Source organism: Luxibacter massiliensis (assembly GCF_900604355.1).
Taxonomy (GTDB): Bacteria; Bacillota; Clostridia; order Lachnospirales; family Lachnospiraceae; genus Luxibacter; species Luxibacter massiliensis.
The window spans coordinates 753,355-776,818 of sequence record NZ_UWOE01000001.1 but is presented as its reverse complement, the minus strand read 5'-3'; the positions used below and the strand labels follow the sequence as shown (position 1 = coordinate 776,818).

Annotated in this window: 25 protein-coding genes; 1 reads left to right on the top strand and 24 read right to left on the bottom strand. The window is 46.8% G+C overall.

Annotation, left to right across the window (positions count from 1 at the left end):
• Positions 1 to 50 precede the first annotated feature (50 nt).
• From EFA47_RS03805 to EFA47_RS03760, 10 genes are all read right to left on the bottom strand, one after another.
• Positions 51 to 335, bottom strand: a complete 285-nt coding sequence (locus EFA47_RS03805; protein ID WP_002326770.1) for a topoisomerase C-terminal repeat-containing protein — start codon at positions 333 to 335, stop codon at positions 51 to 53.
• Positions 336 to 606: 271 nt separating this feature from the next.
• Positions 607 to 1,218, bottom strand: a complete 612-nt coding sequence (locus EFA47_RS03795; protein WP_071143484.1) for a recombinase family protein — start codon at positions 1,216 to 1,218, stop codon at positions 607 to 609.
• A gap of 70 nt (positions 1,219 to 1,288) precedes the next feature.
• Positions 1,289 to 1,792, bottom strand: a complete 504-nt coding sequence (locus EFA47_RS20615) for a hypothetical protein (protein ID WP_330511892.1) — start codon at positions 1,790 to 1,792, stop codon at positions 1,289 to 1,291.
• A complete protein-coding gene (locus tag EFA47_RS03785) occupies positions 1,746 to 1,940 on the bottom strand; it encodes a transposon-encoded TnpW family protein (RefSeq protein WP_071143486.1) in 195 nt (64 codons plus the stop codon). Before EFA47_RS03785 ends, EFA47_RS20615 begins: the two co-directional genes overlap by 47 nt.
• Before the next feature lie 79 nt (positions 1,941 to 2,019).
• Positions 2,020 to 3,867, bottom strand: a complete 1,848-nt coding sequence (locus EFA47_RS03780) for a recombinase family protein (protein WP_207732025.1) — start codon at positions 3,865 to 3,867, stop codon at positions 2,020 to 2,022.
• 43 nt (positions 3,868 to 3,910) lie between these two features.
• The gene (locus EFA47_RS03775; protein WP_235853202.1) at positions 3,911 to 4,330 is read right to left on the bottom strand and encodes a conjugal transfer protein TraG; all 420 of its coding nucleotides are present in this window, start codon (positions 4,328 to 4,330) and stop codon (positions 3,911 to 3,913) included.
• Positions 4,327 to 4,845: a PcfB family protein gene (locus EFA47_RS03770; protein ID WP_070088757.1), complete on the bottom strand. Its 519-nt coding sequence runs from the start codon at positions 4,843 to 4,845 to the stop codon at positions 4,327 to 4,329. The genes EFA47_RS03775 and EFA47_RS03770 overlap by 4 nt, the downstream gene beginning before the upstream one ends.
• Before the next feature lie 26 nt (positions 4,846 to 4,871).
• A complete protein-coding gene (locus EFA47_RS03765; protein WP_235853201.1) occupies positions 4,872 to 5,132 on the bottom strand; it encodes a hypothetical protein in 261 nt (86 codons plus the stop codon).
• Complete coding sequence (locus EFA47_RS19775; protein ID WP_164689914.1) at positions 5,110 to 5,259, bottom strand: hypothetical protein; 150 nt, start codon at positions 5,257 to 5,259, stop codon at positions 5,110 to 5,112. Before EFA47_RS19775 ends, EFA47_RS03765 begins: the two co-directional genes overlap by 23 nt.
• Before the next feature lie 81 nt (positions 5,260 to 5,340).
• Positions 5,341 to 11,376, bottom strand: coding sequence for a SpaA isopeptide-forming pilin-related protein (locus EFA47_RS03760; protein ID WP_122642080.1), 6,036 nt, complete (start codon positions 11,374 to 11,376; stop codon positions 5,341 to 5,343).
• A 507-nt stretch (positions 11,377 to 11,883) separates the two neighbouring features.
• On the opposite strand from EFA47_RS03760, the gene EFA47_RS03755 reads away from it, so the two are divergent.
• On the top strand, positions 11,884 to 12,093 hold the full coding sequence (locus EFA47_RS03755; protein WP_122642079.1) for a hypothetical protein: 210 nt from the start codon (positions 11,884 to 11,886) through the stop codon (positions 12,091 to 12,093).
• 75 nt (positions 12,094 to 12,168) lie between these two features.
• Here EFA47_RS03755 and EFA47_RS03750 read toward each other — a convergent pair whose 3' ends face one another.
• The 14 genes from EFA47_RS03750 to pcrA form a co-directional block, all read right to left on the bottom strand.
• A complete protein-coding gene (locus tag EFA47_RS03750) occupies positions 12,169 to 12,615 on the bottom strand; it encodes an RNA polymerase sigma factor (RefSeq protein ID WP_087266828.1) in 447 nt (148 codons plus the stop codon).
• Positions 12,612 to 13,262, bottom strand: a complete 651-nt coding sequence (locus EFA47_RS03745; protein WP_070088752.1) for a sigma-70 family RNA polymerase sigma factor — start codon at positions 13,260 to 13,262, stop codon at positions 12,612 to 12,614. The genes EFA47_RS03750 and EFA47_RS03745 overlap by 4 nt, the downstream gene beginning before the upstream one ends.
• A 156-nt stretch (positions 13,263 to 13,418) precedes the next feature.
• On the bottom strand, positions 13,419 to 13,580 hold the full coding sequence (locus EFA47_RS19770) for a hypothetical protein (RefSeq protein ID WP_164496678.1): 162 nt from the start codon (positions 13,578 to 13,580) through the stop codon (positions 13,419 to 13,421).
• A gap of 103 nt (positions 13,581 to 13,683) precedes the next feature.
• The gene (locus tag EFA47_RS03740; protein ID WP_330511889.1) at positions 13,684 to 14,058 is read right to left on the bottom strand and encodes a helix-turn-helix domain-containing protein; all 375 of its coding nucleotides are present in this window, start codon (positions 14,056 to 14,058) and stop codon (positions 13,684 to 13,686) included.
• A gap of 144 nt (positions 14,059 to 14,202) precedes the next feature.
• The gene (locus tag EFA47_RS03735; RefSeq protein WP_122642077.1) at positions 14,203 to 14,562 is read right to left on the bottom strand and encodes a DUF6050 family protein; all 360 of its coding nucleotides are present in this window, start codon (positions 14,560 to 14,562) and stop codon (positions 14,203 to 14,205) included.
• Entirely contained in the window at positions 14,540 to 15,631 is a 1,092-nt protein-coding gene (locus tag EFA47_RS03730) for a replication initiator protein A (protein WP_122642076.1), read from the bottom strand. The genes EFA47_RS03735 and EFA47_RS03730 overlap by 23 nt, the downstream gene beginning before the upstream one ends.
• The gene (locus tag EFA47_RS03725) at positions 15,612 to 16,511 is read right to left on the bottom strand and encodes a ParB/RepB/Spo0J family partition protein (protein WP_122642075.1); all 900 of its coding nucleotides are present in this window, start codon (positions 16,509 to 16,511) and stop codon (positions 15,612 to 15,614) included. Before EFA47_RS03725 ends, EFA47_RS03730 begins: the two co-directional genes overlap by 20 nt.
• Entirely contained in the window at positions 16,501 to 17,286 is a 786-nt protein-coding gene (locus tag EFA47_RS03720) for a ParA family protein (RefSeq protein WP_122642074.1), read from the bottom strand. The genes EFA47_RS03725 and EFA47_RS03720 overlap by 11 nt, the downstream gene beginning before the upstream one ends.
• A 9-nt stretch (positions 17,287 to 17,295) precedes the next feature.
• A complete protein-coding gene (locus EFA47_RS03715) occupies positions 17,296 to 17,478 on the bottom strand; it encodes a hypothetical protein (RefSeq protein WP_087266811.1) in 183 nt (60 codons plus the stop codon).
• The gene (locus tag EFA47_RS03710) at positions 17,465 to 17,932 is read right to left on the bottom strand and encodes a DUF6075 family protein (protein ID WP_122642073.1); all 468 of its coding nucleotides are present in this window, start codon (positions 17,930 to 17,932) and stop codon (positions 17,465 to 17,467) included. Before EFA47_RS03710 ends, EFA47_RS03715 begins: the two co-directional genes overlap by 14 nt.
• Before the next feature lie 27 nt (positions 17,933 to 17,959).
• Positions 17,960 to 18,469, bottom strand: coding sequence for a hypothetical protein (locus tag EFA47_RS03705; RefSeq protein WP_122642072.1), 510 nt, complete (start codon positions 18,467 to 18,469; stop codon positions 17,960 to 17,962).
• Positions 18,470 to 18,719: 250 nt separating this feature from the next.
• On the bottom strand, positions 18,720 to 20,090 hold the full coding sequence (gene rlmD / locus EFA47_RS03700; protein WP_122642071.1) for a 23S rRNA (uracil(1939)-C(5))-methyltransferase RlmD: 1,371 nt from the start codon (positions 20,088 to 20,090) through the stop codon (positions 18,720 to 18,722).
• A 564-nt stretch (positions 20,091 to 20,654) separates the two neighbouring features.
• A complete protein-coding gene (locus EFA47_RS03695) occupies positions 20,655 to 20,894 on the bottom strand; it encodes a hypothetical protein (protein ID WP_122642070.1) in 240 nt (79 codons plus the stop codon).
• A 218-nt stretch (positions 20,895 to 21,112) separates the two neighbouring features.
• Positions 21,113 to 23,338: a DNA helicase PcrA gene (pcrA, locus tag EFA47_RS03690; RefSeq protein WP_122642069.1), complete on the bottom strand. Its 2,226-nt coding sequence runs from the start codon at positions 23,336 to 23,338 to the stop codon at positions 21,113 to 21,115.
• Positions 23,339 to 23,464: the final 126 nt, after the last annotated feature.

Here is a 23,464-nt window from a genome sequence, read left to right as displayed (position 1 = left end):
AAGTGATTTGTGATTAATATATAAAAGCCCTCTTTAAAGGGCTTTTATGTTTATTTTGAGAAAGATATAAAATCAATATATCCCTTTTCCCCAATTTTTACAACGGCATTGTAGGGCTTTTTCTCTTTGTTTTTGATTCCTTTTACCAGGGTTTCTTTTCCCTCCAGTAATTCTTTTACATTCGTTTTGGTTAGTTTTTTCTTTCTAAAATGTTCAGCTAAAGTAAACTTACATTCAGGATAATTTGAACAACCATAAAACGATTTTTTTAATACAATATTGTTGCCACACTTAGGACATTTTCCTACAAGGGGTCCCGAGCGCTTAGTGGGAATTTGTACCCCTTATCGATACAAATTCCCCGTAGGCGCTAGGGACCTCTTTAGCTTCTTGGAAGCTGTCAGTAGTATATCTAATAATTTATCTCCATTCCCTTTAGTAACGTGTACTTTCCTGTAAACGCATTTTATCGACAAATTAGCCGGGATATAAACGAATATTTACATTTCAAGACTTGAAAAACGCCGTCTGAAGAAGTATAATATTAAATACCTATAAGCAATAGGCGGTTTACAGGAAAGTACACCTTTCTGTAAAACCGCCTATTTACAATAATTTGGCTTTTTCGTAGATTTCTGCCCGGTAGCGAAAGGTCGCAAGGGGCATACCACACTCTTTTGCGGCTGCTGTGCCGGTAATTTTCCCGGCACGCCACCTCTGATAAACAGCATGAAAGTTATCCGGCAAGGGGCGTGGTGGTCGCCCAAAGCGCACACCCCGCGCCTTTGCTGCCGCGATACCCTCTGTTTGCCGCTGTCTGATATTGGTGCGCTCGTTTTCTGCCACAAAGGACAGCACTTGAAGCACAATATCCGAGAGAAATGTTCCCATAAGGTCTTTTCCCCGGCGCGTATCAAGCAGGGGCATATCCAAAACCACAATGTCAACGCCCTTGTCCTTTGTGATGATACGCCATTGCTGTAAGATTTCTTCATAGTTGCGTCCCAGACGATCTATGCTCTTGATATAGAGCAGGTCGTCTTTTTTCATTTTTCTAAGCAGCTTTTTGTACTGTGGACGCTCAAAATCTTTGCCGGATTGCTTATCCATAAAGATATTCTTATCTGAAACGCCTACCTCGCGTAAGGCGATAAGCTGCCTGTCCTCGTTTTGTTCTCTTGTGCTGACACGCACATAGCCGTAAATGCTTCCAGTCAATTTTTATCCTCCTGTTCGTTTTACATAGACATCAACCGTCCTTACCTAATAATTTTACTGTATCTTTGTGTCATGGCTTGCTTTTCCCGGCTGAAATACCATGCTTCTTTGCATAGTCGCTTGCCGCCTGTCTGCGTTCCTCGCTGTATGGTGCGGTCAGACGGAAAGAGAAGCGTCCCTTTGCAATCTCAAACTCCATACAGCCCGTTTCCGGGTCGCTGTCGGTCAGCTTACAGACAGAGGGGAAGCGGCGGCTGTACGCGGTCAGCCTGTTCTTCAAGTCGGTGTTGTGGGTGCGGATATGGATAAGGGGGTCTTTCTCGTCAAACCAAATATCGGTGGTCTTTTCCTGCTTTTTCAGTCCTGTTTTCATAAACTCTCCTTTCTGCGCCCCTGTTACGCAGTAGGGGCATTTTTCGGGTGTTTTCTTCGGCTCTTGACTTGGGAAAAACGGCGTTTTTTCAATAGAAAATGCTCTGGCGATACATTCCTCGTCCAGAGTGTTCCAATCGTCAAATATTCCGTTTTTACGGCTCTTGACCGTCAGACGCAGAAAAATGCGAATAGTCGGCAAGTATCGCTTTCAGCAGCTTGTCGCGGAATGTTTCTGCGCTTCTGTGATTGAAAAACAACTCCGCAACGATGGTCTGTCCGTTCCGCTGTGTTGTGATGATACCATCCGGCTGCTTCTGCGCGGTGGTTGTGGTTTTCTTTTCTGTCATTGGGTCACTCTTTCCTTTGGGTGCAAAAAAAGGATTTCCCATAGTTGGAAAATCCCTTTCTGCTGTCGGTTATTCTGTTTTACGATACGGGCAGCGCAGCGGCTTGCGCCTTTCGCTTTGCCCGATATTCCCGCGCCTTGATGCGTTCATACTCCCGGCGTTTTTCAAGGTTTTTCGCCCGGTATTCCTTTGAGTAGTTCCGATGATAAGCGCGGCTCTTTTCCTTTTGGGCTTCTTCGATTTTCTCCCGCATTTGCCGGATTTCTTCCTCTGTCGGCTCTGCAAGCTGTGTCAGTTCGTTTTCAAACTTGCCGATATAGCTGAAATATATCCCGATATGCTGAACAGCTTGTTTTGCCCTTTTCTTATCGCGCTCATGCACTTCAATTCTGCTGATAAATTCATTGAGAATGGCGGGGGTAAGGTCGGTAAAGGCGGCGTAGCGTTCTATCAGCTTCAAAAACTTATGCGCCCATCCTCCTGCGTCCTCAAACGCGGATAACTGTTCTTTGAGTTCTGCAAGTTCCGCTTTCAGCGTATAGTATTCCTCCGAATATTTCTGTGACATTTGCTCGTATCGGTCTTGTGGGATAGCACCGAGGGCGTTATCCTCGTAGAGTTTATTCAGCACCTTGTCAATCTGTTCAAGGCGTGTTGTAATTTGCGGAATACGCTTCTGCTGTTTTTTGCTCTTGTCCGTCTGCTGCATATCAAGGTTTTTTCGGACTAATGCTTCAAATTCCTCCCGGTTGCTTATGGAGTATTCTGCAACTTTTTTCAGAACATCCGCGATAGTCTGCATGACTAAATCAGCGTCTATGATGTGCGGGGAATTGCATTTGGGATTTTTGGCTTTGCCCTTGTGGTACTCGCTGCAAAAGGCAACATGACGCTTGCCGCCGTTCCTGTAATCTATGCGAATGTGCATTTTTGCGCCGCAGTCTTTACAGAACATCAAGCCCGACAAAGGGTGGATTTCTCCGTCCCCGTTAGGGCGTCTGACAGGCGCGTTTTCCAAAATCCGCTGTACGGTTTCAAAGTCGGCGCGGTCGATAATCGGCTCATGCACATTCTCGGTTATCTGCCATTCGCTTTTATCTACATAGTGGTTGCGCTTGTCCCGAAAATGCTTTGTGGTCTTGAAATTGACAACATCACCACAATACTCCTGCCTTGTGAGTATCTTGGTTAAGGTTGCTTTGTTCCATTTATAGCGATTTTCCTCGTTCAGCGGTCTGCTTTTCGCTGTCCCTCTGTCGTGCTGTTTGAGGTAGAACGTAGGCGTGAGGATTTGCTCGTTTTTGAGATATACGGCAATTTGGTTTCTGTTCTTCCCGCCGATAAACAGACGGAAAATCAAGCGTACCACTTCGGCGGCTTCCTCGTCGATTATCCAAAAATCCTTGTTGTTCGGGTCTTTCATATATCCGTATGGGGCTTCGGTGGCGATGGGTTTGCCGCTTGCACCCTTGGTCCTGATACCCGTTTTTACTTTCTTGCTGATGTCCTTTGCGTACCACTCCGACATGATATTGATAAAGGGCGCAAACTCCAATGTATCGGGATTGTCGCTGTCTATGCCGTTATTGACCGCGATAAAGCGGACATTGTTCCGTCTGAATACCTCCATTGCATTGCCGACTTGGAGATAATCACGCCCCCAGCGCGTCAGGTCTTTCATAATGCAGACGCCTATTTTTCCGTTTTCCACATCCTCCATCATGCGGGAATAGGCAGAGCGGTCAAAGAACCTGCCGCTTTCGTCATCGTCAATGTAGTGCCGGATATTGGTTAATCTCTGCTGTTGGGCGTACCGTTCCAGAAATGCCTTTTGGTTTACAATGCTGTTGCTCTCGCCGCCATCTCTGTCCTCGTCCCCGACGGAAAGGCGGGAGTAAAGGGCTGTAATTTTATTATATTCGTTCATGTGCATACCTCCTGCGTCCACATAGTTTTCCTTACAGTTAAGATTATGCACCACACCGGGCGGAGCCGTACTCCACGCCCTGCCGGTATTTCTTTGCATTTTTCCCTTTCAGATACACCGCCAGCTTCACAAGGACAGCGCCTATAACGCCAATGCAGAGATCCTGGGGATGAAAGCTGGGAAAGACGTTCTGAAATGCCAGGGAAAAATTCAGGAAAAGCACCCCTAACTTTTCGATCAGGGAATCCCCGACACAGTACCGGTACAGCCATGCCACCTTGTCTACGAGATAGAATACAATTCCATAGGGAAGGTTCCGGATCAGGAGCCGTTTCCAATCCACAGACGGCAGATTGCCCTTGACTGTCTCTGATAACTTCTTCCTGCCTTTTTCCAGAAACAACGTTACTGTTTCTTTTACAGACCTGTTATTTTTCCGTTTTACAGTTTTCTTCTTACTCAATGCTCCGGCCCACGCTCCTTCTGACGGTTCTTCTCCCGCTCCCGGTGCTTTGCCTGCCGCTCTTTTGCCAGGGACAGCTTTTTCCGGACAGATATTTTCTTACTCTTTTTTAACTGCCAGCCTGTATATTCCTTAAACGCAGCCGTCATAGACGCTTCATCTTTTGCCCCAAAAAACACATAGTATCTGGGCGGCTCCATGGAACAGTCTTTTTTCAGGCAGTAATCCACCTCATATTTCCGGGCATATTTCTCAAAGGATTTTATATTCTTATCCGTAATCTCAATATTGGAGAGTTCCTTCTTTTCCGCCTTAAGCTGTTCCATGCTGATTTTTCCACGGTAAGAAATACTTTTATCCGGATCTCCCTTTGCGGCAGATTTCTCCGCCTGCTGTTTTTCTCTCCTTTCAATTTCCTGCAGATATTTCATCAAAACATTTTTTAATATCCGGGCAGAAATTTTTCCTCCGCTGATACACAACGACACAACCTTTTCATTGACTTCATCCTGCATATCGGATCACCTTCTTTCCCTTACTTTTATCGGCACTGCCGCAGATCCAGAAGAATCTTCTGCAGGCAGTAGCCGATACAGGGGGAGTGCTGTCCATAAGGGCAGACCTTACAATCTCCAAGCATCCCATTTTCTCTGCAGATACTATCCTGTCTTTCTTCCGGCAAAAGATAATAACAGCGCTTCTTTGTACATTTCTGTTTCCTGCTGTGCCAAAAGTAACAATAAGCACAGTCCTGGGGCTTATCCGGCGCATATTTCCCTCTATCCGTTTTCCCCGTCTGCATCCTGCCTGCCTTTCCATTCCAGTTCTTCCAGGAGCCTGTCCTCTCTTGCACCGACCAAAATACAGCAGTACAGTCCAAATAAGAGCAGGAACACCAGTATCCCACCTGCAGCAATCAACCATTTCATTTCTATCCACCTCTTTTTCAACTCAAAAAAGGGCGCTCATGGAAAGCCCACGGCTGTCCACAAACGCCCAATCCTATCGTATCAATCCTGTTTCTTTTTTCTTGCTTTCATCCAGACAACGGCGGCAATGGCCCCCGCAAGACCCAGACCGCTGGAAATCATAAGCGCCGCAATCGGTGTGTGATCCCCGGTTTTCGGTGCATCTACCGTGGTTGTCGGTGTTTCCGGCGTCTCCGGCGTTTCTTCCGGCTCCGCCTCATCTTTCATCACAACTTTCTGAATCTCACCGGTATCTTTTACTTCAAACTCTACATCCTCCGCAATCAGATAACCTTCCGGTGCGGATTCTTCATGGAGTGTGTACTTCCCAATGGGGAGCATCTCGATATAATGCGGTTCCTCCGTGGAAGTCCAGCTCTCTACTACCTCGCCATTCTCGTCCAGGATGGTGAGCTTCGCTCCCGGCAGCTCCTTCCCGGCAATATCTGTCTTAGAAATCTCTACCTTTGTCACATCATCTTTCATCTCGATCTTCTGGGCTTCGGCGGTATCCTCCACAGTAAACTGGATGCTCTCCGCCGTCACATACCCCGGAGCCGGAAGCACTTCCGTCATGGTATAAGTCTGTCCGACCACCAGCTCCTTAATGATATGCGGCTCTTTGCCGGATACCCATTCATCCACAACTTCGCCATTTTCATCGGTTACAGTCAGCTTCGCTCCCTCCACTTCTTTTCCATCTGTCAGGGAAGTTTTGGTAAATTCAAAGACGGTCGGTTCATCCTCAAAGATAAATTCGTAAGAAACTGTCGCTTTATCAGAAGATTCCGCTGTAAAAGTAAACTCCTGCACCTCGTCTGTGGTGGCAAATCCCGGAGCCGGGGAAGTCTCTTTCACTACATAGGAAAATCCAATGGGCAGATCCGCCTCAAAAGTCAGTTTTCCATCCTCCCCGGTTGCTTTTTCCTCGATCACGGTTCCCGCTTCCAGAACCACATCCCCGTCTTTATTGGTAATATCCTCTTTTGCGGAAAGGGCAAACACAGCGCCCTCCAGTACCCGGTCAGTATCCTTTTCTTTCTTCAGGACAGATACTTCCGCCTTCTGGCGGTTATTCTGCCAGTCTCCATTCCAGGTAACTTCCGCTGTCTCCTGATCCACATAGGTCAGGTCAATTTCCCGGATTTCCCCGTCCAGCACATAGCCTTCCGCAGTCTCCTTTTCTTTCACATAGTATTTTCCAAGGGGAAGGCCAGACAGCTTCGCAATGCCTGTTTCATCTGTGGTAATCGTGGCAATCAGCTCATCCTTCTTATAATAATCCTCGCTCTCTCCGTCTGCCGCTTTGATGTCCTCCAGGGCATATACCTCAAAGGTTACATCTTTTAAAGCGCCGGTGATATATTCAAAGATATGGCTGATCCAGCCGCCAATGGTATCAACAAGTGTCACATCTTCCAGGAACTCGCCCTTCTTATTGATGATCAGCGTCCCTTCCGGAACATCGTCTTTCATTTCCACTTTCTGGATTTCCGCTGTATCCTCCACAGTAAAAGTGATTTCTTCCGCTTTCAGATACCCATAAGGGGCCAGCTCTTCCCGAAGCGTATAAGTCTCGCCTACGGTCAGCCGCTCAATCAGGTGTTCCTCTCCTTTCACGGAAGTCCAACTGTCTACGATATTCCCGTCTTGATCCAGGACGGTCAGTTTTGCGCCTTCCAGCTCCACGCCGGTTGTGAGATCCGTCTTTTTCACAGAAATCTTTGTCGGCTCATTTTCATATTCAGAGGCCAGTTCCACCACGGGAATCTCCTGCCCCTGATACTCTGCAGTCACTTCTACCACTTTATCGGAAGAAATATACCCGTCCGGTGCGGCTTCTTCTTTGATATAGTAGCGGCCAAACGGTAAGTCATTCATAAATACAGCTTTGCCGTTTTCATCAGACAGCGCTTTTCCAATCAGCGTGTCCGCTTTCACAATCACTTCGCCGTGTGCCAGAATATCCTCTTTGGCATACAGCCCAAAGACTGCTCCTTCCACAGTCGCCTGCGTTTCCGCATCCTTTTTCACTACGGATACTTCCACTTTCTGGCGCTCATTCTGGAAAACAGCTTCCTGTTCGATTACAGGCGTCTCCTGGTCTTTATATGTAAAAGTCACTGTCTGCGCTTCCCCATTTAGTACAAAGCCCTCCGGGGCGGTAGCTTCCACAATCTTGTAACTTCCAAGAGGAAGGTCAGTAAGATATGCTTCCCCATTTTCATCGGTAGTCACAGTTCCCACAAGCTCTCCGGCAGAGTATTCCAAGATACGGTTCCCCTCTGCGTCTTTCTGGAAGTCAGCGGTATAAATGTCCTCCGCAGCATACACCTCAAAGACTGCGCCTGCCAGGTTTTCTACTTCATAAACAAAGTCCTTGCTGAATCCGTCCAGGACTTCGCCCTGTTTTACGATTTTCAGCTTTCCTTTTACCGGATGGTTTTCATAAACCGCCTCAATCACCACATCCCCGGACACCGGGTCGATCTGGTAAGCGGTATCGGAATCCACGGCAATTTCAACATAGTTCTCATTCAGTGTATATCCGTAAGGCGCTGTGACTTCCTCAATCCGGTAATGCCCGATTTTTAAATTCTGGGGCAGGATCAGGTAGCCTTCCTCATCGGTGAAGAATGTCTTGTGAACCGTTGTTGTAGGATAGGTTGTCACCTGCTCAACGTATTCCTGCTTATCCAGATCATAGATCCGGAACTCTGTACCTTTGTGAAGCACCGGTTTTTTCGTCTCATCATCCTGCTTGATGATCTTCAGCTTTGCTTCAAATTCCTCGTCCAGAAGCACCCGCCATACCTGTGGCGTAGTTGGATTATGCTCTGTAATCCGCACGATAAAGTCGTCCACCGGCTTGTAATTATGGGGCGTGGTGGTCTCCCGGACAAGGTATGTACCATAAGGAAGGGCAATACTGCAGGCATATCCTTTCTCGTCCGTAAACATTTCTGTCGCCCCGTTCTCCCCGATCACCACCGGTTCTGCGGAATCGAAATCATAGCTGCCATCTTCCTTTACTGTAAGGTCAGAGAGCAGGTAGACGGTAAATCCGGCCCCAGACAGGAGATCAGCGTCTGTCTCCCCATTATTGGCTGCCTTGATGATCTCAAAAGGCTGCTTCTTTACCTGTTCCAGTGATACACACTCCCGCTCCACGGTTGCGGTCAGATCTCCTTCATAGCTGCACACAAGATCATGTTCACTCTCATCTGCCAGATACCCCACGGGAGGCGTGATCTCTTTGACAAAATACTCCCCAAGATACAGGTTTTCTACAGACGCTTCCCCGTTCTCGTCCGTGGTCAGCGTTGCCACCCGCTCGCCGGCTTTGTAGATCACCCCGGTTGCTCCATCCGGGTGTACAATATCTTTACGGGCATACAGGCCATACACTGCATTTTCCAGTGTGGCATCCCCTTGTGGAACTGCCTGGTTCGTCTCTGCGTCTTTTTTCTGCAGCTTGATCGTGGCATTCACACGCTCATTGACAAAGGTATGGGTAAATGTCACTTTCGCTTCGCTGTCATTGGTGTAAGAGAAAGTAAAGGAGTATACATCCTCCTGATTTCTCACATACCCTTCCGGTGCCTGGATTTCTTTCACATCATAAGAAAATCCAATGGGCAAATCCGCCGTAAAGACAGCTTTTCCGTCCTCTCCAGTCACCGCTTTTTCAATCAGCGTTCCCTTCGATACCACAACACTTCCATCTGCATTTTTAATATCGCTTCCCGCATACAATCCAAACACGCCGCCATCCAGAGGATTTAAGGTGTCCTTGTCCTTTTTTAATACAGAAACTTCCGCTTTCTGCCTGTCATTATGGAAGGTACTCTCGCTGAATACAGTTTCCACGTTCTGTCCGGCATAAGACAGTGTTACCGTCTTTTCCTCCCCGGCATTATAGAAATTCTCCGGGGCCTGCACTTCTTTAATGACATAAGTTCCAAGATGGAGGTTTTTCAGCACTGCGGCTCCGTCGGAATCTGTAGTCAGGTTCGCTTTTACCAGATCCCCTTTACTGTAGACTTTCGCTCCATAGGCTGTTACAATATCTGCTCCCGCATAGACGTTATACACAGCGCCCTTCTGCCTGCGGCTTTCATAACGGAAGGTTACACCATCATCTGTTATATCCGCTCCGGCCAGCACTTCCCCTTCTTTATAGATAGTCAGTTCCCCAAGCTGCTCCTGATCTGGAACTGTAACAGAAGTCTTCTGGTTTGCCACCAGGTTCACGTTATAAGAAGAAGTATTCAGGCGGTATCCGGTTGGAGCCGTGATCTCTTTTAAGTACACGGTATTCTGCGTCTTAATGATTTCTGCTACAGAAGAACCGTTCTGATCGGTTGCCGGCATCTGCGTGATCAGCTTTGTACAGTCTTTATCGCTATAAATGCCAAACACAGCTCCGGCCAGCTTTGCGTCCGAGTGCTTAGAATCTACCTTAATCACTTCCACCTTTGCCAGCTCAATCCACTTCACCGAAAGGCTCACATACTTCTCATCTTCTACGCCTTCTCCAAATACCAGTGCAAGATCCTGTGTATCACTTCCTGTCGTAATCTTATAGGCAGAATAGTCTTTGGTGATACTTCCCTGCATCTTTGCTGACCAGGAACCGGATACATCCTGCGTCTGTGTCAGCGGGGCTGTCAGGTAAAACCGTGTGCCGCCGGAGATGGTTACGTTTGCTCCCGCAGCGCTGACCTTTCCAGTACTGACGTTATGGAGTTTTACCCCATCCGGCAGATCCAGAGTAATCGTCTGCTGGCTGGATGCCTTGAACGTAATTTCTTCTGTCCTCTGCTGTTCGCCGTCCACATAGGCACTTACATTAGCATTGGAAAAGGACATCTCCACATCCGGAATATCCGGCTGGCTCACAGCATAGTTATAAAGTTCCTTTGCCAACGCTTCCCCGGTACTGTTGGTTCCATAGAAGGCATCTTCGCTTCCATTGGCATAGGAGGCTGCCAGATGGGTAACAATAAACCTTTTGCCGGCAGAAAAATCCGTATGGTAATGATTAAAGAAATAGGCCGATCCGGCAGCTTCCGTCCCGTAATAACATACCTTTGCCAGTTCCCGGTTTCCTTCCAGTTTTGTGATCTGGTAAGTACCGCTCCCCGGCCCCGGCTTTGACGGCTGGATACAGTAAGCTGTCGCCGTCACGTTCCCAAAAGACACGGTAAAGGGGGCCGTCACATAGGAGCCAAGCCCATAGTCTGCATAGTAATAATAGCTTCCCTGGGTAATGGTGACAGACTGTGACGCCCTGGCCGCCTGTGCCATGGGAGCCTGTGCCGTAAAGGTAACGCTCTCACCGTTTTCCAGTCCCTGAATATCAATGCCCTGATCCTCCGCCTGGAGAAGCACTTCCCCCAACGTCAGTCCGCTTTCTTCATCTACTGTTTTCTGATCTTCTGTTTCCTCTAACGCCGCATCCAGAGCGTCCTCCGGCAACACTTCTGTTCCTTCCGGCAGTCCTGTCTCCGTTTCCTCCATGGTTTCTTCCACTGGCTCTGTCACTGCCTCCGTTGCTGTCTCTGTCTGCGGCTGTGGATCTGCGTCCTCGTCCTCACTATCCGGTTCTTCGCTCTCCCCGCCGGTTCCACTGCCGTCTGCATGGCTCTCCGCCTGTTTCTCCGCCACTGGCTTTTTTACAATAATGTTTCTGCAGATATGGTAAGACGGATGACCGCTTAACGGCTCCACAAAATAGACTGCCCGATAAGTGTCCGCATGGTTCCCGTCATAGTCCTGCCCGGCTTCATTTTTTGCTTCGTGGAAAGTCACCCGGACTTTTTCATCATGGATTTCCAAGCCGGAAAAATCCGATTCCACATCAAAACTGCTTCCTATTTCCACTTCATAATCTTCCGCTGTTACCACTTCTTCTGCATCCAGATACTCCCGCACCGTCTCCATTGCCGGATACTGTGCTTCATATCCTGCCGGCTCCGGCTCTGCGGCATAAGTAACCACCGGCTGTACCACGGAAGTCAGAATCGTCAAAAGCGAAAGCAGCCCGGAAAGTATCCTTTTTCCTTTCCCTTTCATCAACTAAACCTCTCTTTCTTTGTTCCTTGACAATATCACTGTGTCCCAAAAGTTCTCCTTACTTTTATCTGTCCATGGCTTCTGCCCTCCTTTCCCCAAGTTGCGCTGATAACAGCACATGAATGCGGAGAAGCCCATCAAGGGCTTCCCCGCATGGTATCTGCTGTTATCCAGCCTGCACCTGGCAGGCTGAAAACTTATTTCTGAGCGTTTTGCCTGTTCTCATTCCAGGCCCGTTCCTGCTCCGGTTCACGTTCCGCAGCGTTCTCTCCGACAGGGTACGCAAAAAGGCATACTCAACTGCCGGGTATCCGTCTGGACAGGCAATGAAGTTTTCAAGGTTCAGCGAAAGGGAATATAAGAATGTGTCTTAGAACTTCACCCTCTCACCAATAGGAGGTTTCAGAGGGGAAAATATAGGGTGATAAAAAAATATTTCGTAATTTTTTTCAGAAATGGTATAATTCAGAATCATAGAAAAGATTTTTAATCAAGGGAGATGGCTCCATGGGAAGAAGCAATGAAGTCTGCCCCCGATGCGGCAGAAAAATGAAACAGCAGTTTATCGGCTTGCAGCACTGCAGATGCGGTATGAGCTGGAAAAAAGACCGGGGATTTTTTGAGCGCACCCCGGATATGGTATTCTGCCTTCAGCGGAAAGTAAGCAAAGAAAAAATCAAACAGCGCCCTGTGATACGTTTTCCGGAAGATCACTAAATCCTTTATCATGGCAACAGCCACTTTGCGACACCGTGTCGTAAAGTGGCTGTGCTATATTCTAGCAGGAACCTTTTAGAAGTATCCTCCCATGATCCCCATCGCTTTCAGTTTTTCGTTCAATTCCTTTAAAATCCGCTTTCTCCGGTTGGCAATGGTTTTCCGGCTGCACCCGCAAAGCTGCGCCGCTTCTTTTACCGTCACTTCTTCAAAAAACAGGAGATACAGAAGGTAGGCGTCTGCCTCTGTCAGATCTTCTATCACAGAGCGCAGTTTTTCCACACAAAGCTCCCGGATCACCATCTCTTCCGGGCTGTCTGCCCTCCCATCTGGTAGAACTCCTTTCTCCGACAGGGCTTCCAGGCTAAATACGCCGTATTTCTGCTTTTTCTCATTCTGGTAGCGCTCCCGCCGCCGGGACTGATACCATTCCAGATAGACCTCCCTGGTGACTTCCACCACAGTCCCATCCCCGGCACGAAGAATATAACATTTCCGCTCCTTTGGGCGTTTCCCTCTCATACGGCGCACCTCCCGGAACGGACTTCTTTACCGGAAAAAATTTCTTCCTGCCCTTCCCGCATCCGCCGCAGCGCCGCCATAAGCGCCTGGGAAACCGCAGGCTGGGAAATTCCCAGTGACCTTGCAATCTCCCACTGGGTTTCCCCGTAGTAAAAATACAGGATCACAATATCCCTCTGCCGCTTTGTCAGAAGCCCCATCAGCTCCAAAATCTGCTCTTTTTCAATCAACTGCTCCAGAGGCGGCAATACCGGGGAAGACAGGAAAAACCATTCCTCGGAAACCGCATGGTAAGAAACGACCTTTCCTTTCCGGCTTGATTCCCGGTTTTTCATCAGACGATCCTCTCCCTCTAACATCAGGCGCACATACCACTCCCGTTCCTCAAAGAAAGCGGCATCCACAAAAATCTGCCGTCCGTGGCTCTCATAACAATAACTGCCGCAGCCATGTACGGAGAAAACTGTAGTATACTTCCCTACCCGGTAAAGCGCCCAGCCTTCCAAAAACACCAGAAGCTGCACATCCCCTCCATTTTCCATGCTTACCACCCGTTTCCCATGCTCCAGCAAATGCCGGGCCGTTGGAGCCTTTTCCTCTTTCTCCGGTTGTTTTACGATCCACTTTAAATCCTGTAATGTCACCATAACAGCCACCTTTCTGCCCGCAGGCTACGGGCGGCCAGATGGCAGCGCACAGGAATCCAGGTAAAAGGCAGCAAAAAAGGTTTCCGGCACACCCGTTTTTTTTTAACGGGAGCCTGAAACTCCTTCTGCCGCCAGATTATCTCTGCGTCTATGTACTTACCGGTACTGCCGGATCGGATCTTTTTCTGGTTCCGTTCGGTTCCGCTTTTCTTCCAGATTTTTTACCCTGTCCTGGTTTTCTTCCATCAGGATCGAATAATCTCCCATAGCATCATAAGGACAGCTTCTCCGGTAAATCAGGTTTTCTTCCCTGGTCAATGTTCCTTCCCTCCTTCCACAATTCCTGTGTCTGTGTTTCCAGTGTATCAGCCGTGCAGAAAAAATCCCTTAGCAGATATGGGGAAATTGCAGCCGGTTCCCCTCATATCTGTGGAACTTTCCATCCGTCCTTTCCCTCCATCCCGTCCATTAGGGCTTTCATGGTTTTAAGCACAATCTTCTGTTCTTTTGGTTTCAGCCGCCGGATACGGGCAGCCGTTGTTTCCACCGGATCATTCTCTTTTGCCTTTGCCCTTCTCCCCAGCAGTTCATCAGCGTCCGTGTCCAAAACTTCCACCAGCTTTGCAAAAATCTCCACGGACATCGCTGCCTGCCCTCCCTCGATCCGGCTCACTGTGTTGACACTGATACCGGCTTTCTCCGCAAAAGTCTCCTGGGATAAATGGCTGTCTTTCCTCTTTTGCCGGATGCGTTCCCCCAACTGGATCAGCCTCTGCGATCCCGCACGGTTCCCCAACACAGTCCCTCCTTCCATGATAGATTTTCACTTTGCGACACCGTGTCGCAAAGTGCCCCTGCCATAAAGACAGAAAAAAGCAGCCAGGTATATGGACTTAGCTGCTTTCGTAACTCTCTCATTCATTTATTCTTCTGTAAAATTTCACACGGCTTTTGCCCTCATAAGCCTTGAGATCCCGGCGAAAACCATTTTCACCAGATAAAAGGCTGCCATCAAAAGACGCCAGGCCAGGACAAACCCGCCAATCACACCGCCGACCAGCAGGTTGAATACAAACATCCCTACCGTACCGCCAATATCAAAACCTTTCGGGATGATCCACAGGAACATCTTATGTACGCCAAAGGGGATTCCCATAAATATCCACAATTTCAGGTAATCGCACTGCCCGTTCTCCACACAGAGGGGATAGAACAGCGCCGCCAGGATTACCGCCGCCCCTACCGGAGCAATCACTTTTTTGGCAAACTCATACATCTCAGCCACCTCCGTACAGATCATGGTTCACTTCCGCCTGGTAGTAATGATTCATCGTCATAGACGAATTATAAAGTGTCGTCAAAAGATACGCCCGGATATTCGTCACTTTGGACGTATTCCGGTGCAGGCTGAATAAGACATACTCGATATGGGAATACGTCAGCTTTAAAAAACGGCTCTTAACCACAGATACCGGCTTGTCTGCCCCGCCAATCCGTACCACTGTATCATCCGGCAACATCAGGATCTCCACCATTAGTTCAATAAGCTCGCCCACGTCCTCTCCTTCGCCTTTCTCTACAAACCCCTCATAATCCACATTTACCCGTAAGATTTCCCGGTAGGTTTCCATCCGCTCCATCATATCACTGTTAATAGGGCACACTTCACCTGCGGAGAAGGATAGATTAGATTGGATAGGATCAGTCTCACTATAATCAGTCTTGTTAATATCAGTCTTATTACAGTTTGATTTTGGAACTTCTTGAGTTTTGATTTTCATACTTCCAGAAGTTCGGTTTTCACATTTCTTGAAGTCTGATTTTGGAACTTCTTGAAGTTTGGTTTTCATACTTCCAGAAGTTTGATTTTCATACTTCTGGAAATCCGATTCTGGAACATCCTGAAATCCGCTTTTCATACTTCTTGAAGTTTGATTTTCATACTTCTGCATATTTCCGGCATTTTCCGTCTCTATTTCTCCACTTTCCGAGTCCAGGCACTCCTTTATCATAAAGTTTTTCACGTAGATCACGTTGGGCTTCCCAAGGCCAAGCCGCTTTTTCTCGATCAGGCCGATCCCCTTTTCCGAGTCCAGTTCTGCAATATTTTTTATCGCTTTCTGACGCCCGCAGCCCAAAAGTTCCATGATTTCTTCCACAGTAAAAATAATATATACCCGATCTTCCTCGTCAAACCAGCGGTTCTTAATGCTAAGGCTCATACGGTCTAACATCAGACCGTATAAAACCTTTGCTTCACAGGAAAGGGATTTAAAACATTCTGCGGTAAACAGCACTTTCGGGACACGGTAAAAGCTGTACTGTTCCGCTTCCATTCCACGGAAATAATCAAACTGTATTTCCTGCATCTGTTTCCTCCTCCTTTTCCTGTTTCCATTGTTCCAGAAGCGAATAGATCACTTCCTCAATCTGCGTTTTCGTATATGCCGGCGGGAAGTAATCCCGGATCTTCTTTGAAGAGATCGTTACGCTCTGGCCGCCGTTCTCTTTCTTTACCAAAAGCGCATAGATACTTCCTTCTGACAGTGTTCCTTCCTCACTCATAGCTTTGAGCTGTCCTGCCTGTACCGGAGATGGATAAGCGCCAATGTTCCCCGCTGCTCTCAGCACCATCTCCTGTTCTTCCGGTTTCAGAAAAGATAAGCGCTCCCCGGCTATCATCGCAATCCTGCCTGTATCCACCAGCTCCAGAAACCCGTCAATCAGGCTTGCAAGCCGGATATATCTCTGCACTGTCCGTCCGCTGTCCCCGGCTTTCTCTCCCACGGCATCTGCCGTATGTTTGTCTCCTTTGCTTCCCTGGTGTCTCAGCGCCTCATATTTCATCTTGTAGGCTCTGGCTTTCTCGCTGGGCAGAAGGTTCTCCCTCTGGATATTGGTATCCACCATAAGCACCGTGGCAGCGTCATCGTCCAGATTCCGGATAATCACCGGCATTTCTGCCTTTCCTGCCAGCTCGCAGGCCCGCCATCTCCGGTGTCCAGCCACCACTTCATATCCATCAGCGCAAGAACGCACAATCCCCGGCTGGATCACGCCGTGCTGAATGACACTTTCCACTGTCTCCTGCATTTTTTCATCATCCAGTACCTTAAACGGATGGTTTTTAAATGGCCGGAGCTGGCTCAATGGAACAGTGGTATAAGTTCCCTCCACGTTGTTATCTTCTGCTCCAAACAGTTCGTCATAGGAAGTCAGCCTGATCTTTTCCGCACTCTTACTTTTCATCTGCAAGCACCTCCCCGGTCAGGTGGCGGTATCCCTCTGCCACAATTCCTTTCGGATCGTGAAGATAGATACTCTTTCCCTCCGCTGTTGTCTCCGCCGCCCGTACAGACATCGGGATACAGTTCTCAAAGATATGGATGTTATTGCCGTATACCTCACGGATCTGTTCGGAAATATCCCGTGCGAAGTTTGTCCGGCGGTCAACCTTTGTCAGCAGAATCCCCAGAATGGACAGCCTGGGATTCAACCGTCTATGTACCTTGCCGATAGTCTTGATAAGCTGCTGCAGACCCTTTACCGGAAGATAAGCCGCCTCCACCGGGATCAGCACACTGTCCGCTGCTACCAGGGCATTGATGGTGATCATTCCCAAAGAAGGCATACAATCAATCAGGATATAATCATAGCCGGCTTTTATCCCGTCCAGGTACAGGCGAAGCACCTGCTCCCGGCTCATAACATTTACAAGGGAAGTTTCCAGTCCGGCAAGTTCGATGTTGGCAGGAATAAAGTCAATCCCTTCCTCATGGTGGATAATGCCTTCTCCCGGCTCCACATCCTCGTCATTGATAACCTTCTCCATGATATTGACTAAAGTTACATCCAGTTCATCCGGCTCCCGGATGCCTAAACTCACTGCCATGCTGCCCTGGGCATCCGCTTCTACCAGAAGCACCTTTTTCCCAGCTCTTGCCAAACCGATACCTAAATTTACACACGTCGTTGTTTTTCCGACACCGCCCTTTTGGTTTGCGATTGCGATAGTTCTGCACATATATCTTACCTACCTTTCTTCCTCTTTCTTTTCTGTCTTTTCCACTTCCGCATAGGAGCGGAAATATCGGTTCGTCCCCTTATTGGAAAATATCTCCGATACGGAGAGAACCCGGATCTCCGGGTGGCTCTCCAGCAGACGTTTAAACCAGCGAATATCCTTCACGGTTCCTTGCAGCCTAATCTTCAGCATAAAACATCTCCTCCCAATCCACATAGAAGCAGTAATCCGGATAGCGGATTTTGATTGCTTCCCAAAAATATTTAGCGTCCCCTGTGCAGAATATATCGCTGACAGAATAAAGCCGTGTCTCTGTGATCTGTTCTTCCGTATCGTCATATTCATCTGTTGTAGGTGTTCCGTCTGTGTAGAGATTAAACGCTAAACGGACAATCTTTTCGCTCCCGCTGGTCTGCCAGCCTTCCTGCAGACACCCCGGCTTTATAAATCCCGTCTCAAAGTCATAGATCCGGTTTACATTGCGCCTGGTATCTTCCGATAATCCCAGGCAATAGACCAAAGCCTTATGGTATGAATCCTGATACCGGCATTTTGAAAGATAGGTGTTGTAAAATTTCTCATGTTCCCTGTTCTTGAAAGTGATTTTTCTTTCCTGTTTTGCACCTTTCGCTGTGTTCTTTGTCATCTGATTTTCCTCCACTATTAATTTTTGCTAATTTAACTCGTCATTCATCATTTTCAGATATAATCCGTCCAGAAACTCTCGCTTAATATCTAGCGTTTGTTTCTGCCATGTATCGTTTTCGGCATGAGTACCATTCCATAAATCTTCTGCCACATTTCTCCGCAGATGCCAGTATAACTTACATCTTCGGTCAATCTTTTGTTTCTCTTTATCCGCCACAGAATTATCGGCTCTGAAAAACTTATATACAGATATTCTTAAGGCGAGCGCCATCTGACACAGGGCATACAACGGGATTTTGTTCTCTCGCCGGCATCTGGCATTGGTAAACCATGTATATACTGTCCCTTCCGGAGAACCTGTCACTTTACAGATCCATTTAACTTTCCTATTCAGATGAATCCCCTGAGCTTTCAAAACATGATTAATATTTTGGATGAGTTCTCTTTTATCCGTGTTCTGATGCAGTTTTGTTAAAATGATGATTTCCTTTTCCAATTTCATTTTTCTTTGCTCTTTACGCTGTGTTGTTCCCATTTGTTTTTCCTCCTGAATTTTAAAATTTTGTATAAAAAAATAGGGACACTCTGCTGCAAGTATCCCTATCTTCTATCAATGTATTGATAGCTCTATATTCACTTTCATAATCCAGGATTTTTTGTGTTCCCCGTACCGAGGTCTAAGGCAACCACAACGGTTACTTTGTTTACAAGTACCTTTTCCTTGTGATTTTCCTCTAATCTGTTGAAACTGAAAAAGTCAACAAAGTGCGTAAATTCAAGGATTTCTAGATATGTTTCCTTTGTAGTCTTACCACAGTCTCCACATGCACCGTCATCGGAAACTGATCTACCCCCGCGCATTTTACCACCTCATACCCTCTCCCCTGAATCATTTCCAGATCCCGCACAAGGCTTGTCACTTTACAAGATATATACACTATATTTTTTACCCCATAATCTAATATTTTGGGCAATGCTTTAGGGTGGATCCCATCTCTGGGAGGATCCAGAACGATCACATCCGGCTTTTCATCTATCTCATCCAACACTTTGAACACATCGCCAGCTATAAACTTACAATTATCCAACCCATTTCTGGCTGCATTCTCCCTGGCCGCTTCCACAGCCTCCTCAATAATCTCTACGCCTATCACTTGCTTCGCCCCAGGTGCCAGAACCTGCGCAATCGTTCCAGTTCCACTGAACAAATCAAAGACTGTCATGTTCTTAATATCTCCAATATACTCCCTGACTGTTCTATATAGCACTTCGGCTCCCCGTGAATTTGGCTGAAAAAAAGAAAAAGGAGTTATTTTAAATTCCATTCCCAATATTCTTTCATAAAAATAATCCCGGCCAAATAAAATTCTTGTCTCATCACTTTTTACGACATCAGAAAGAGAATCATTGATAATATGGAGTATACCGACAACATTCCCCTCCAGTTCCTGATTCAATAATTCCTTTTTTAATGGCTCCAGATTATACTCCTCCTGAGATGTGGTCACAAGACAAATAAGAATTTCTCCTGTTGCGTCCCCTCTCCTCAAAAGCAGATGCCTAAGGTATCCTGTATGCTGCATTTTTTTATAATAGGTGACTCCTCTTTCCCCAAAAAACTTTAGGGTACACAGCAATATACGGTTCATGTCACTGTGCACCAGCTTGCAGTCCCCCGCAGTCAGCACATCATATGTACTTCCTTTCTTGTGAAGTCCAAGGGTCAGAGGGCCATCTTTATATTCATCCCCAAAGGAAAACTCCATCTTATTGCGGTACCCAAACTCCTGTGGACTCTCTTTTAGTCCCTCAAACAGATATTCTGCGTCTACAACCCCATCCATCAACTCTTTGACCTGGCAGGCTTTCATTTTCAGTTGCTCCCCATAAGCCATAGTCTGGTACATACAGCCTCCGCAGAAAGGAAAAATACTACAGGCCGGATCTCTGACTTCCAAAGGTGATTTATCCAGCACCTCCAAAAGCCTGCCTTCCCCGCAGCCTTTTTTAAATTTATTAACCACAAACCGCACTTTCTGCCCGGGAATCCCATTCTTCACTGTAACATACTGTTCCTCCTCATGCACCCATACCAGTCCCTTATTGGGAAACTCTACTTTTTCTATAATCCCTTCAAACACTTGTCCCTTTTTCATTTTACTCTCCTAATATTATTTCATACCTTAAGTAACTCCTAATGCCTATAAGGCGCCCCATAATTCATACCCTTAAGGACGGGCGGACACTCACCTGTCAGACAGGCTCCCCTTATCCACACACTGCATCTATCCATAAGGCCAGCTAAATAGTATATTTCATACAGTTTTCACCCGTATGCCGCTGCTTCCATTCATCTATCAGGATGAAACATACCTTTACTTTAAGCAAACAGCAAGATAATTATATCCTCCACACACTCAGGAACATATAGTATCTTATTTTTTACTATATACGATTGGGGTGTCAATAGGATACGCCACACCCATCCTATTCCCTATATTGACATTCAATCTCACACGCAATACAATATATGGCGCGAGTGGCGCCAAAGGTGCTTTTGACACTTTAATCTATATACGCAAAAATGGACAGGGTGCAGTGTTCCCACATCCTGTCTCATTATTCATTTCTATATCATGCAGAATCATGCAGTTTATACAGCATCTGCTGTGGACCCATCTCCTGGACATCCTTCACAGGATGCCTTTTAGATACAGTGATTATACCTGGTCTTCCTCGCTGAAATAATCGTCAAAATCATCATCGAAATCTTCCTCAAAATCTTCCAGATAATCTGGTGTGAAGAAGCGGTACACACCATATGCAATTGCTGCTACTGCTGCCACTGCGCCTACGATTGCCAGAACCCAAAGTACTGTATTCTTCTGCTTATCATCCTCTTTCTTGCGTAATAAGTCATTTAATTTTGTCTCAGCGATTAATTCCTCTACTTTGCTCATATTATCCACGTCCTTTCCCCATTCTGTCGATACAGGTTCATTTTTAGTTATTATATCACTATCATTTTCAGATTACTACTGATTTATGCCATTTTTATTTAATTTCTATAAGATTGCCTTCCTGTTAGCGGCCAGCCAGCAGCATATACTTGTTTTTGTCTCCTATTGGGTTAAGTCCCCCCGCTCCCCTGGGACATGCATGATGGGTTGCCCTCTGGTTATATTTTCTTAAGCCGGGCAAAAGAGGCAAACATTTTCTTGGTCCCTGCTGTATCAAAATCTACAGTCACCTCATAATCACGACCGCCTTCCGTTATGCCTGTGACTACTCCATCACCAAATTTCATATGCCGGACTCTGTCCCCTGTCACATAGTCTAATCCTTTCCCCTTCACAACTGAAAATTGTTTTGTAGGATTTCCTGCTGAGAATGCCTTGGATTTAAAAGCCTGTTTTGCCTGGGAATATGTATTTTGTACAGGCATTTCCATTTCCTGGGCAAAAGAATTTCCAGTTTCTGTCAGCTCAGCTGGTATCTCCATCAAAAAGCGTGACATTCTATTATACCTTGTCTCACCCCGCAGCATTCTCTGACGGGCACAGCTGAGAGTCAATTCTCTCTCGGCCCGTGTAATCCCCACATAACAGAGACGCCGCTCTTCTTCCAGCTCTTCAGGATCATCAGAGGTAATTGTCATGTAACTGGGAAATAATCCTTCCTCCATGCCTGCCAGGTAAACATGTGGAAACTCTAACCCTTTAGCGCTGTGGAGAGTCATAAGAATTACATAGTCCTGATCCTCATCCAGGCTGTCAATGTCGGCTACCAGTGCAACTTCTTCCAGAAACCCACTCAGCGCAGGCTTCTCGTCCCTGTCTGCACAGGCATCCTCATAGGCCGCAATCTTACTTAAAAGCTCATCAATATTCTCAATCCTAGATTGGGCATCCTGCTTATCCTCAGCCTCCAGGTTCTCTATGTAGCCAGTTTTCTCAAGAATCTCTTCCATCAGATCTGAAATGGCCGCATCCTTAGCCACACCCTTAAAATATTCTATCAATGCCACAAAGGAGTCCAGCTTTGCAGCGCTTCTTCCGATATTCGGAATCAAATCTAACCCCTGCAGCGCCTCATAAAATCCTAACCCCCGCTCCAGGGCAGACTCTTGCACCCGATTAATGGTAGTCAGGCCAATCCCTCTTTTGGGCACATTAATGATCCGCCTCACCGCCAGGTCATCCCTTCCATTATCGATTGTCTTTAAATAGGCCAGCAGATCCTTGATTTCTCTCCGGGCATAAAAATTAACGCCTCCCACAATTTTGTAGGGAATATTGGATGCCACGAAACGCTCCTCAAATAGCCGGGACTGGGCATTTGTGCGGTACAGCACTGCATGCTCATTATAAGCTGCCCCATCCCTGACATTCTTCTGAATATTAGAAGCTACAAAGCCAGCCTCATCATAGCCTGTATCAAACTGGCAAAGCTGGACCTTCTCTCCTTCCCCATTTTCTGTCCATAATGTTTTATCCTTACGTCCAGTATTATTTCGTATCACGGCATTCGCCGCATTTAAAATATTGGATGTAGAACGGTAATTCTGCTCCAGCTTTATGACCTGTGCTTCGCTGAACTCTTGTTCAAAGTTTAGGATATTCTTAATATTTGCCCCACGGAACTTATAAATAGACTGATCATCATCGCCTACCACACAAAGGTTTTTATATTTTCCTGCTAAAAGGCTGACAAATTTAAACTGTACAGTATTCGTGTCTTGATATTCATCCACCATAATATAGCGAAAACGTTCCTGATAATGTTCCAGCACGTCAGGCTGTGTCTGGAAAAGCTGTACCGTTTTTAAAAGCAGGTCATCAAAATCCAGCGCATTATTTGCCCTGAGCTGTTTCTCGTACTCCTTGTATGCCGCGGCAATTTTCTGCTTCCCAAAATCACCTGTGGCATTCAGTTCATACTCTTGAGGCGTTACCAGCTCATTCTTGGCAGAGGAAATAGCCCCTAATAAACTTCGCTCCTTATACACCTTCGTGTCGATACCAGCCAGACGGCACACATCCTTCATCACCGTTTTCTGGTCATCTGTATCATAAATAGTAAAATTATTATCATACCCCAGCCTGTCAATGTACCTTCTCAATATTCTTACACAGGCAGAATGGAAAGTGCTCACCCAAATACTTTCTGCTCCAAATCCGACAAGAGAATCTACGCGCTCCCGCATTTCCCCCGCCGCCTTATTTGTAAAAGTTATGGCCAGTATATTCCAGGGATTTACCCCTTTTTCTCCTATCAGATAAGCAATTCTATGGGTCAGTACCCTTGTTTTTCCTGACCCTGCCCCCGCCAGTATCAGCAGCGGCCCCTCTGTATGGTACACTGCTTCCCTCTGTTTATCGTTCAATGTATCGTATATACTCATATGTATCTCCTGTCTGCTTTACATAAGGCTTATTTTGTATGCATCTGCCGCCCTTTAGCAATGCCCCGCTATGTGATTATAATATAAAATCATTCCTCTGTCACGCAAAACCTGCCATACCCGTCT

Excerpts from the sequence above, each read along its gene's own strand:
- EFA47_RS03785 (WP_071143486.1), bottom strand. The coding sequence starts at position 1,940 with ATGACAGAAAAGAAAACCACAACCACCGCGCAGAAGCAGCCGGATGGT.
- EFA47_RS03780 (WP_207732025.1), bottom strand. The coding sequence starts at position 3,867 with ATGAACGAATATAATAAAATTACAGCCCTTTACTCCCGCCTTTCCGTC.
- EFA47_RS03770 (WP_070088757.1), bottom strand. The coding sequence starts at position 4,845 with ATGCAGGATGAAGTCAATGAAAAGGTTGTGTCGTTGTGTATCAGCGGA.
- EFA47_RS03765 (WP_235853201.1), bottom strand. The coding sequence starts at position 5,132 with ATGCAGACGGGGAAAACGGATAGAGGGAAATATGCGCCGGATAAGCCC.
- EFA47_RS19775 (WP_164689914.1), bottom strand. The coding sequence starts at position 5,259 with ATGAAATGGTTGATTGCTGCAGGTGGGATACTGGTGTTCCTGCTCTTA.
- EFA47_RS03760 (WP_122642080.1), bottom strand. The coding sequence starts at position 11,376 with ATGAAAGGGAAAGGAAAAAGGATACTTTCCGGGCTGCTTTCGCTTTTG.
- EFA47_RS03755 (WP_122642079.1), top strand. The coding sequence starts at position 11,884 with ATGGGAAGAAGCAATGAAGTCTGCCCCCGATGCGGCAGAAAAATGAAA.
- EFA47_RS03750 (WP_087266828.1), bottom strand. The coding sequence starts at position 12,615 with ATGAGAGGGAAACGCCCAAAGGAGCGGAAATGTTATATTCTTCGTGCC.
- EFA47_RS03745 (WP_070088752.1), bottom strand. The coding sequence starts at position 13,262 with ATGGTGACATTACAGGATTTAAAGTGGATCGTAAAACAACCGGAGAAA.
- EFA47_RS03735 (WP_122642077.1), bottom strand. The coding sequence starts at position 14,562 with ATGATCTGTACGGAGGTGGCTGAGATGTATGAGTTTGCCAAAAAAGTG.
- EFA47_RS03730 (WP_122642076.1), bottom strand. The coding sequence starts at position 15,631 with ATGCAGGAAATACAGTTTGATTATTTCCGTGGAATGGAAGCGGAACAG.
- EFA47_RS03725 (WP_122642075.1), bottom strand. The coding sequence starts at position 16,511 with ATGAAAAGTAAGAGTGCGGAAAAGATCAGGCTGACTTCCTATGACGAA.
- EFA47_RS03720 (WP_122642074.1), bottom strand. The coding sequence starts at position 17,286 with ATGTGCAGAACTATCGCAATCGCAAACCAAAAGGGCGGTGTCGGAAAA.
- EFA47_RS03715 (WP_087266811.1), bottom strand. The coding sequence starts at position 17,478 with ATGCTGAAGATTAGGCTGCAAGGAACCGTGAAGGATATTCGCTGGTTT.
- EFA47_RS03710 (WP_122642073.1), bottom strand. The coding sequence starts at position 17,932 with ATGACAAAGAACACAGCGAAAGGTGCAAAACAGGAAAGAAAAATCACT.
- EFA47_RS03705 (WP_122642072.1), bottom strand. The coding sequence starts at position 18,469 with ATGGGAACAACACAGCGTAAAGAGCAAAGAAAAATGAAATTGGAAAAG.
- rlmD (WP_122642071.1), bottom strand. The coding sequence starts at position 20,090 with ATGAAAAAGGGACAAGTGTTTGAAGGGATTATAGAAAAAGTAGAGTTT.
- EFA47_RS03695 (WP_122642070.1), bottom strand. The coding sequence starts at position 20,894 with ATGAGCAAAGTAGAGGAATTAATCGCTGAGACAAAATTAAATGACTTA.
- pcrA (WP_122642069.1), bottom strand. The coding sequence starts at position 23,338 with ATGAGTATATACGATACATTGAACGATAAACAGAGGGAAGCAGTGTAC.